The 9,879-nt window shown below is 45.5% G+C and carries 7 protein-coding genes and 1 pseudogene; 5 read left to right on the forward strand and 3 right to left on the reverse strand.

The features are described 5' to 3' along the window. Nucleotides 1-34 precede the first annotated feature (34 nt). The 4 genes and pseudogenes from M2277_RS08420 to M2277_RS08435 form a co-directional block, all read left to right on the forward strand. Nucleotides 35-1,441: an NAD(P)-binding domain-containing protein gene (locus M2277_RS08420; protein WP_036638468.1), complete on the forward strand. Its 1,407-nt coding sequence runs from the start codon at nucleotides 35-37 to the stop codon at nucleotides 1,439-1,441. A gap of 69 nt (nucleotides 1,442-1,510) precedes the next feature. Beyond that, nucleotides 1,511-2,473: a thioredoxin-disulfide reductase gene (trxB, locus tag M2277_RS08425; RefSeq protein ID WP_036638472.1), complete on the forward strand. Its 963-nt coding sequence runs from the start codon at nucleotides 1,511-1,513 to the stop codon at nucleotides 2,471-2,473. 159 nt (nucleotides 2,474-2,632) lie between these two features. Continuing rightward, the gene (locus tag M2277_RS08430; protein ID WP_036638475.1) at nucleotides 2,633-3,976 is read left to right on the forward strand and encodes an MATE family efflux transporter; all 1,344 of its coding nucleotides are present in this window, start codon (nucleotides 2,633-2,635) and stop codon (nucleotides 3,974-3,976) included. Nucleotides 3,977-4,004: 28 nt separating this feature from the next. Next, nucleotides 4,005-4,286 (forward strand): annotated as a pseudogene (locus tag M2277_RS08435) (bifunctional glutamate--cysteine ligase GshA/glutathione synthetase GshB); the annotation flags it as partial. Nucleotides 4,287-4,405: 119 nt separating this feature from the next. On the opposite strand, the gene M2277_RS08440 reads toward M2277_RS08435, so the two are convergent. The 3 genes from M2277_RS08440 to M2277_RS08450 form a co-directional block, all read right to left on the reverse strand. Beyond that, nucleotides 4,406-7,375, reverse strand: coding sequence for a Tn3 family transposase (locus M2277_RS08440; RefSeq protein ID WP_028598545.1), 2,970 nt, complete (start codon nucleotides 7,373-7,375; stop codon nucleotides 4,406-4,408). Between the two features lie 14 nt (nucleotides 7,376-7,389). Further along, the gene (locus tag M2277_RS08445; RefSeq protein ID WP_006211804.1) at nucleotides 7,390-8,307 is read right to left on the reverse strand and encodes a tyrosine-type recombinase/integrase; all 918 of its coding nucleotides are present in this window, start codon (nucleotides 8,305-8,307) and stop codon (nucleotides 7,390-7,392) included. A gap of 267 nt (nucleotides 8,308-8,574) precedes the next feature. Then, nucleotides 8,575-8,919, reverse strand: coding sequence for a hypothetical protein (locus M2277_RS08450; protein WP_006211803.1), 345 nt, complete (start codon nucleotides 8,917-8,919; stop codon nucleotides 8,575-8,577). A 354-nt stretch (nucleotides 8,920-9,273) separates the two neighbouring features. On the opposite strand from M2277_RS08450, the gene M2277_RS08455 reads away from it, so the two are divergent. Then, the coding region (locus M2277_RS08455) for a hypothetical protein (RefSeq protein WP_280754581.1) at nucleotides 9,274-9,879 on the forward strand (606 nt) is incomplete at its 3' end.

The following is a 9,879-nucleotide window of genomic DNA, read 5'->3' on the forward strand; positions in this document are numbered from 1 at the left end:
GTTGATGAATCAAAAACATAAGGAGGGTTTCTGTATGAAGAACATTGAATTTAAGGTAGCCTCATCTTCTTGTTGTACTCCCCAAGTACCGTCAAACACTAAGGAAGCTGTAAAGGAGGAGCATGCGTCCTACAACTCTAACCTGCCGGTCGCGATTATCGGTGCCGGCCCTATTGGTTTGGCAGCAGCAGCTCACTTGGTGGAGAGAGGGCAAAAATTTATCCTTTTTGAAGCCGGATCCAGCATTGGTCAGAACATTCTACAATGGGGACATGTACGTCTTTTTTCACCATGGCAATATAACATCGATAAAGCCGCTGAGCGTCTTTTACGTAAGCATGGATGGCAGCCACCCGTCCTAACGGAATTACCTTTCGGTCAAGAGATCGTTCATCAATATTTGAGACCTTTGGCGAAGGTGCCTGAACTGGAGCCCTATATCCTGTTGAATTCCAGAGTGGTTTCCATCTCGAAAAAAAACACAGATAAAATGAAATCGGCTAAGCGTGAAGCTGCGCCATTCGTACTTTATGTTGAAACGAATAACTCCACGGAACGCTTTGAAGCCAGGGCAGTCATTGATGCGTCCGGAACCTGGGGACAGTCGAATCCGCTGCATGCAGACGGGATTTGGACACGTGAAGAGCGTGATTTGAAAGAACACATTTATTATGGAATTCCGGATTTATCGGCAGAACAAAAGCAGAAGTACACAGGGAAACGCATTGCAGTCGTAGGAGGCGGGCACTCTGCGATCAACACATTACTAGATCTAGCCAAGCTGAAAGAAACAGATCCGAGCACGGAAATTATTTGGGTGATGAGAAAGAAATCGGTTGAAGAAGCTTACGGTGGTGAAGAGAATGACCAGTTAGAGGCTCGAGGAGCACTTGGAAGCCACATTCACCAGTTGATTGATGCCGGCCAAGTCCAGGTGGTTACTCCATTTATGATCGAGAAGGTTTCCCAAAACGATGGAAGGATTCATATCCAAGGGACTGCAAATGGTGAAAGCAAGGCGATACAAGAAATCGATGAGATTATCGTAAATACAGGAAGCCGGCCGGATTTCTCATTCTTGAGTGAGATTAGACTTAGCATTGATCCTGCAACGGAGAGTGTTGAAGCACTTGCGCCCCTTATCGATCCCAATGTACACAGCTGCGGAACCGTAAGACCTCATGGTGAAAAAGAGCTGCGCCATGTAGACAAGAACTTTTATCTCGTTGGAATGAAGAGTTATGGCCGAGCGCCAACCTTTCTTATGGCAACGGGCTACGAACAGGTCAGATCTATTGCAGCATACCTGGATGGCGATCTGGAAGCTGCATCGAAGGTTGAATTAGAGCTGCCAGAGACTGGCGTATGTGGTATTAGCAGTGCGCCGAATGCCAACGATTGTTGCATGCCAGTTTCATCTGCTAAAACGAGCTGCAATTAATAATTAGAGAAGGGGGAGAATCGAAAGACAGGATTCTCCCTGTACAAACAAACGAAGGAGTGAAGAGTTATGTACAAATCCATCATTATAGGAACGGGTCCAGCAGGTTTAACAGCAGCTATTTATTTAGCTAGAGCTAATTTGAATCCGCTTGTTATTGAAGGACCACAACCGGGTGGCCAATTGACATTAACTACAGAAGTTGAGAATTTCCCTGGATTTGTTGATGGAATCATGGGACCTGAGCTCATGGATAATATGAGAAAACAAGCGATTCGATTCGGTGCTGAGTTTAGGAATGGTTGGGTGCATGAAGTGGATTTCTCTTCACGTCCGTTTCGATTGTCCGTTGAGGGGCTGGGTCAATTGGAAGCTGAAACGATCATTCTCTCCACGGGAGCATCAGCGAATTTACTTGGCGGTATACCAGGCGAGAAGGAGAATATCGGCCGTGGCGTAAGCACATGCGCGACATGTGATGGTTTCTTTTTTCGAAATAAAGAAGTGCTGGTCGTGGGCGGGGGAGATTCTGCCATGGAAGAAGCCAATTTCCTTACGAAGTTCGCTTCTAAGGTAACGATTGTCCATCGTCGTGATGAACTGCGTGCTTCGAAGATTATGCAGGAACGTGCAAGACAAAATCCTAAAATAAGCTGGGCTCTTAGCAAAGAATCCACTGAAATTATCGCAGATGATCGCGGAGTTACCGGACTGCGAGTCAAGGATATAAAAACAGGAAATGAAGAAATCATCGAGACCAACGGAATTTTTATTGCGACGGGTCATACGCCCAATACAGCATTTTTAAAAGGACAGATCGATACCGATCCAGTTGGGTATATTCGTGTGAAACCTGGTACGACCGAAACGAACATTCCCGGGGTTTTTGCTTGCGGAGACGTACAAGATCCGAAGTACCGTCAGGCGATTACAGCTGCAGGTACAGGATGTATGGCTGCTCTTGACAGCGAAAGATTTTTAGAAGTAGAATCCGCGTTTATAAAATCAGTCACAGATTCGGCTGAAATATAAGCGTATGCTTATGTATGAATTAGATTTCACTTAAAAAGACAACAAAGCAAATTCGAAAAGAAAACGATACGGCACAACTTAATTCAGTAACAGGCTTTCGCCCCGACCCTTGCGGTCGGGTTTTACCTTAACATGAGAGCAAGAAGGAGCAACTAGATCATGAAGGGCACGAATGATTTAACCCAAGGTCCTATTATGTCTACTTTAATGAAATTGACGATTCCCATCATTGCAACCAATTTTATATCTACAACCTACGGTCTTGTGGATATGATTTGGGTTGGAGGACTAGGAAGTGGACCGGTTGCTGCAATTGGCACAGCAAGCTTCTTCATTAATTTAGCGATTGCGTTATCGACCATGATAACGATTGGTACTGGCATCAAGGTCTCACATTGTATGGGGGCCGGTCAGGGAGAACAAGCTAAGTCTTATGTAAAAAACGGATTTATCATGTCTATTGTATTAGGGCTGCTCTACATGGTTTTTATCATATTGACCCAGGACCAGCTGATCGGTTTCTTCGATCTGGGAAGTGAAAAAGTTGAGCAGATGGCGAAGCAATTTCTATTGATTTCGATAGTAGGTACCCTATTTTCAATTCTGAACACCTTATATGCAACCATTTTGAATGCGATGGGAAACAGTAAACAACCATTTTATATTTTTTCAATGGGTCTCATTTTAAATATTATTCTTGATCCATTTCTAATCTATGGAGTTGGCAGTTTTGAAGGTTGGGGAGTTGCAGGGGCCGCTATTGCTACATTAACGGCCAATGTATTAGTAACTTTGCTGTTTATCATGAAAACGAAAAACTTAGAAATGATCTCTAAGCAATCGGTCTGGAACAATCGTCTCATGAAAGAAGTTATCCGATTGGGAGTTCCGATTACGATTCAACGGGTCACCTTTACGATCATTTCGATCATTATTGCTAAAATTATTGTAAGGTGGGGGGCTGATGCCATTGCGGTTCAAAAAGTTGGCATTCAAATTGAATCGATCTCCTATATGACGATCGGTGGTCTACAAGGGGCTATCGCGGCCTTTTTTGGACAAAATTACGGAGCACGTCGATTGGATCGAATTCAGCAGGGTTATCGAAAAGCGTTGCTGTTGACCTCCATATTTGGCACTTTCATTTCGCTCATATTCATTTTGTTCCCTCAGCAACTCTTTTCGCTGTTTCTATCTGATGATACGAGTATGAAGCTCGGAGAAGATTATATGCGAATTATCGGCTTCTCCCAATTATTTATGTGCATGGAACTGATGACCGTAGGTGCGTTTAACGGTATTGGTAAAACACATATTCCGCCGATCTTCAGCATTTTATTTACGGCGCTAAGAATACCCTTGGCTTTGCTCTTATCTGAACCGTTTGGTTTAAATGGGGTGTGGATGTCGATTGCGCTAAGTAGTGTTTTTAAGGGTATCATTTTGGTCATCTGGTTTAGAAAGTCTTTGCGCAGTATTCATAAATCGTTTGCCACTTCTTAATGAACAAGGATAAAGGACGGTCATAAACATGAAATTGTTGAATCGTGAACTTATAGAGGTTGTAATAGACCATGCACTTCAAAATGATCTGCTTCGAGGTCATTTCGGTTTAGAAAAAGAAAATGTACGGGTCGATCAAGATGGAAAGCTTGCACTGACACCTCACCCAAAGGCTTTTGGAAGCAAGACGGAAAACCCTTATATTCAAACTGATTTCTCAGAAAGTCAAATTGAGATGATCACTCCAGCCTTCAAGTCGATTGAAGAGACTTATCATTTCATGGAAGCCTTGCAAGACATTGTTTCTGTGGAATTGGGGTACCGCCAACATTTTAACGATAATATACGCTAAGCCTTCGGATGTACCTGGCTTAGCGTTTTTTCTTACTCTAAGCCCAATAGTCCGGGCTACACCGCCCGGACTACCGATCACTCACCTTCCTGTTGTTTCAGCGGTCGTAATGAGTTGAGAGACGTATTCTGCTTGAAGTTGAATTTGTATTCACCTAGAAAATTGATGTGCTCCCATCCAAGGGGGGAAATGTGATTTAGCAGTTCTTCCTGAAGCTTACCTTGCTTTTTGCGGTGTTCAGTTGCCTGCTGGAGATAGACGGTATTCCAAACGCTAATTGCATTGATGATAATGTTCAACGCACTTGCCCGTTGGAGCTGATCTTGTAGCGCACGTTCCCGCAGTTCGCCATGTTTGCCGAAGAAGATCGCTCTGGCCAATGCGTTCATGGCTTCTCCTTTGTTCAACCCCCGATGGATTTTTCTCCGCAGCGCCTCGCTCGAAAGGTAATCCAGAATGAAGATCGTTTTCTCGATACGCCCCATTTCTCTCAGCGCGGTAGCCAAGCTGTTTTGTCTTGCATAGGAACCGATTTTCCCCATAATGAGTGATGCTGAAACGGTTCCTTCCCGGATGGAGTGAGCCAGCCGGAGTACATCGTCGTAGTTCTCTTGAATGATCTTTGTATTAATCTGTCCGCGAAGCAGCTTCTCCAATTTAGGGAAAATGGACGGTTTTCCGATAGCGTAGAGCTTGGAATCAGCCAAGTCGCGTAAGCGCGGCGCAAAGCGAAATCCAAGCAAATGCGTTAAACCAAAGACTTGATCGGTGTAACCGGCTGTATCCGTATAATGCTCCTCAATGGACAAGTCCGTTTCGTGGTGGAGCAAACCGTCGATGACGTGTACGGCATCCCGAGCGTTCGTATTGATGACTTTCGTATAGAACGTGGAAAACTGGTCGCTCACGAAGCGATATATCGTTGCTCCTTTTCCGGTCCCGTAGTGAGGATTCGCATCTGCGTGAAGAGACGATACACCGATCTGGACGCGCATTCCATCAGATGAGGAGGTAGTGCCATTCCCCCAATATGAAGGCAGCGCCAGCTTATGATGAAAATTGACAAGAACAGCTTGCGCTTTATTCATCGCGTCTTCGTACAGCCGCCATTGAGCTGTATTGGCCATTTGCCGATATGAAATGCTCGGCGTGGCTTCAGCCATCTTCGTAAGCCCGATGTTCGTTCCCATTGCCATAAGGGTAGCCATAAGGATTGTTGTTTCTTCCTCGTTCGGAGCGCGGTTACTGGAAGCGTGAATAAACTGCTCATGAAAATTCGTCCAGTTGGCTACTTCCATGAGCAGATCCGTAAGCTTAATTCGTGGTAGCAGCTCATAGAGGGAAAGACTGAAATTTCGGGATTCATCGGGAACATCTTTCTCCAATCGCTCAATGTGCAATTTCCCGTTCTCCAAATTTACTCCGTCCAGCTCATCGATGTGATCCGAAACCCAATTTAATCTTTGAAGAAGTGCTTCAATCCGTTCTTCAAGATATTCCTTTGCGGACAAACTGACGGCAAGCTTTGTAGCGTTAGGATCAATGCCATTCCAATCGGCTTTCGGAACAAGGTATTCCTCGAAATCCTTATGCTGACGGCTTCCGACTATGGACACGTCCCCGGAACGAACGTAATTCCGCAACTCTGTCAGGACAGCCATTTCGTAGTAATGCCGGTTGATCGTTCCGTCATCGTCGTAAACGTGCTTTTGCCAGCGGTTCGAAACGAAGTTCAGCGGCGCGCCTTCCGGAACCTTCCGCTTCCCGGTTTCATTCATATCCCGGATGATATCGACCGCCTTCATTAGCGGCTCTGCGGACTTAGTTGACCGAAATTCCAACGATTTTAGCAGCGTTGGCGTGTATTTTCGGAGCGCATAGAATTTCTTTTCTAACAAGTCCAAGTAGTCGTAATCAACTGGTCGCGCCAGCCGTTTAGCTTCCTCCACGGATGCGACGACCTGATCCCACGGCATGACGGCATCAAGAGCAACAAACGGATCAATGCCTTCGCTTCGGGCCTTAATAAGAGCGGCTCCAAGATCGGCAAAGTGAACAACCTTTTCGTTGATCGATTTACCGTTTTGCTTTTGAAGTTCCTCTTGGGCCTTTCTCCCTTTGGAAAGCAGTATCATAATCTGCCGGTCATGAATCTCGAAAGCCAGGTCTGTCAAATCCTGAATTAGTTCCAATAGGTACGCTACTAAAATCGCGTACTTTTTCGGATCATTAAAACGTCTGAAAGAATGAGGTTCGTAACGCGAACCGATTTTAGAAAGTTGACGTAGACGGTTCGGATGGATGCCTTTCGTATCGACTTGCAGCTGCAAGTCGCGTAAGTATTCGAGTTTTTCAATCACCTTCAAAAAAGAATCCGGAGAGCTAGTACCTGGAATTTCCCTTAACCATGCTAAGTAGGTTTTGCTACTTTCCGGCATGGTGGTTAAGACGCGATCCAGCTTAGCAATTTGTAATTCTGTCAGTGAACTGCTGAGCAGCTTGAATATTTTTTCTTCTGTTCGTTTGCGCGTTTCCCAAACGGCTCTTTCAATTGTAGCCATTGAAGGGAGAATGATTTTACGCTTACGTAAATCTTCGAGTGCGAGTTGAATCAGGTGTAAGGGATTGCCGTTTGCCATTGCATGGCTAAATAGATGCTTGCACAAAGAACGATATTCGCTCAAGGTGAATGTCTGGTAGCCATATTCTTTCCGGATCTCATCCAGATGCTCGTACTTCGTTGCTTCTCGGTCGCCGTAAGATGCAAAAGACTCCACATCGGCATTGATTTGCTTTGCAATATGACGAAGAATTTGAACCGGCACTTCTTTTGTATCAGAAAGTGTCCAGCCGAGATAACGAAGTACGCACAGCTGCACGGCAAAGCCGAGTCGATTATAATCTCTTCGCCGCTGCTGTATGATTTCAAGGTCATGCTGTGTAAATGTGAAATAAGTGCCCAATTCCCATTCGCCAAGATCAGGCGGTATCTGCAAATAATGCAGCCGTTCCTCCGGAGTTAGCAGTTCCCTTACTCTCGCGTACATCGTACTTCATCCCCCTATTGCCAAGCTATTTTTTCGACTTCCGCTTGCAGATCCGCACGGGTTGCCTTGACGTAAATCATCGTTGTGTCCAGACTATCGTGTCCCATAATTTGCGCCAAGCGGTGCAACGGCGTGTTTTCTGCCATCACATAGCCGAACCGGTGCCGTAGATCGTGGGCGCTCAATCCTTCGAGCCGGGCTGCTTTCATATATTTTTGAATTAAATGACGTAAAGCACGTTCGGTTAATCGATCGCCGGTCTTTTCAGATGGAAACAGAAAAGGACTGTGCGGAGGGAGTTCTGCCAGATATTTTTCTAAAGCAACTCTACACGTGGCGTTCAAAGGAACTTCCCTCTGTTTATTTCGTTTTCCGGATCGGACCGTAAGCTGACCACTACGTTTACCGATTTGAATATCTCCGGGAGCCAAGTCACACACTTCCATGCTTCGTAAGCCCGTGTGAAACATCACGATTAGAATCGTCTGATCCCGAAGAGAACCGCCATGCTCGGCCGCAGCAACCAAAGCAGCTTCTTCTTTGTCTGTCATCTGTCTGGGGCTTACCTTTTCTTCCGGAACCAATTTAACCGGCTTCGAAGGGTCGCGGCGAATCCTGGATTCTGACACGGCCCATTCAAAAAAACGTTTCAGGGTAATAAGCCGCCGGTTAATGGTCGCCGGTTTCAATTCCATTATTTTTTGTGCTGCTTCCCTATATCGCGTTAATGTTGGAGTAGCCACATCTTCAATTCGAAATATAATCTCTTCCTCTTGGTGGTAGGCGGTCTCAAACCAGCCGATGAAATGTTTTAGGTCGCTTGCATACTCTTTTAGTGTTTTGGGATTCAAATCTTCGTGGGTGGTGAGAGCGTGAATGAAGTCCTGAATCGTCTGATCGCCCTGTTCCGAAATCCCCGGTGTTTCTCTCATTAGCAAAGCCTCCAAATCTTGTCTTACATTAGCGGACATGATATTCTTATTTTAACCGAAACATTAGCGGACATCAAGTGTATGCTTTGAAAACACCAAATGACCGCTAATCTTAATTAGCGGTCATTTAATATTAGGAGATCATTCCTTCATGATGGTTCGTAGAGACGATTTGCGCAACCGAGGAAACACTCGTGCAGCAAATGAATCGGCAACGAATCGCGCTATAGGAATCGTTTCTGCGCGATACTTCACGAAGCATATTTTTTATTTTAATATCAATTCGATGATGTTGCTTGTTTTGCCACCGGATGACGAACTTTTTTGACGCATTGTCATCCTCCCTGCACCTGCCATTTCCACGAGAATTTGCCCGATGGCGTTTGTGGTATCAATCACCATGTTTTTGATTGCTTTAGGTTCCAGCGTCACCCCGTTGTCGATGGCTGTGCCATCGATCACACTTGGCAATACATTGCCGTTTGCACTGTCTTTGACGACCATGTTAATATTTTTTTCTTCGTCGCTGCCATTGTTGATCGCCACCGAAAGTGTGGTTTCTCCGTTTTTGCGAGACATCGTGAACGTGGTTTTTGAACTGTTTTCAAGCATGGGTAAACGCCTCCTTAAGCGATTGAATTATTTTGGTTTAACATATCAAAAATGCGCTGTTGTTTATTTTTTTCATCATCGAGCAGTTTGGAAATAATCCCTTCCAAATTCGTCGTCCCCGACGTGCCGCAGGTACAGCCGCTTGTTGATCCGCTAGAAGGCTGACAGTTACAGCAGGTACGGCATTTGCAAAACAAAAGCAATAAGGCTAAAAGCACGGAATTGTCGCTAATTTGAATTTGATTGCCAACGGTGAAGTTGTTGCCATTGGAGACGGTGTTTGCCGAGTTGTTTGCCGAGCTCGCTAACCCGTTTGCCGTGCTCACTAAGGCGCTGTTGTAGTCAAAGGTGTTGTTGGATTCACTGGTATTCGTGGATTCGTTGGTGGCGCAGCTGGTGGAGTTTAACGTGCTGTTGGCGGTGCTTGCGTTGTCGTTCGTTGAAGAGTTGTCAGCATTGGAGGTATTGGTGGTAGTATTATCGCCTGTCGACGCTGTTGCTGTAGGCGTAGAGGTGTTATCACCTGTGGTGGCAGTGGCACTGGTTGTGGATGAATTATCGCCAGTGGTTGAGGAACTGTCACCTGCACTCGATGTAGCATCTGTATCCGATGAGTTTGTTGCAGGACCACTTGTTGTGGTTGACGTATTATCACCATTCGTTGATGTGCTATCACCTGAGCTGCTGGTGGCGTCCGTATCCGATGAGTTGGCCGCAGGACCACTACTTGTGGTGGAGGTATTATCTCCATTGGTGGAGGTACTATCACCCGATGACGAAGTGCTGGTGGCGTCTGATGCGTTGTTCGAGCCGCTAGTTGAGGTTAATGTATCGGTCACGGTAGCCGAACTATCATTATCACTGTTGTTGGTTGCACCACTGGTGGAATTAACCGTTTCGTTAATGGTAGAGTCACTATCGGTATTAGAGGTATTGTTCGAGCCGCTTGTGCTTGTTAAT

The organism is Paenibacillus sp. LBL (assembly GCF_029893715.1).
In the GTDB taxonomy this organism is placed as follows: domain Bacteria; phylum Bacillota; class Bacilli; order Paenibacillales; family Paenibacillaceae; genus Paenibacillus_AQ; species Paenibacillus_AQ glucanolyticus.

Bases quoted from the DNA above. Each gene is read 5' to 3' on its own strand.
- M2277_RS08420 (WP_036638468.1), top strand. From the start codon at position 35: ATGAAGAACATTGAATTTAAGGTAGCCTCATCTTCTTGTTGTACTCCC.
- M2277_RS08450 (WP_006211803.1), bottom strand. From the start codon at position 8,919: ATGCTTGAAAACAGTTCAAAAACCACGTTCACGATGTCTCGCAAAAAC.
- M2277_RS08430 (WP_036638475.1), top strand. From the start codon at position 2,633: ATGAAGGGCACGAATGATTTAACCCAAGGTCCTATTATGTCTACTTTA.
- M2277_RS08445 (WP_006211804.1), bottom strand. From the start codon at position 8,307: ATGAGAGAAACACCGGGGATTTCGGAACAGGGCGATCAGACGATTCAG.
- M2277_RS08440 (WP_028598545.1), bottom strand. From the start codon at position 7,375: ATGTACGCGAGAGTAAGGGAACTGCTAACTCCGGAGGAACGGCTGCAT.
- trxB (WP_036638472.1), top strand. From the start codon at position 1,511: ATGTACAAATCCATCATTATAGGAACGGGTCCAGCAGGTTTAACAGCA.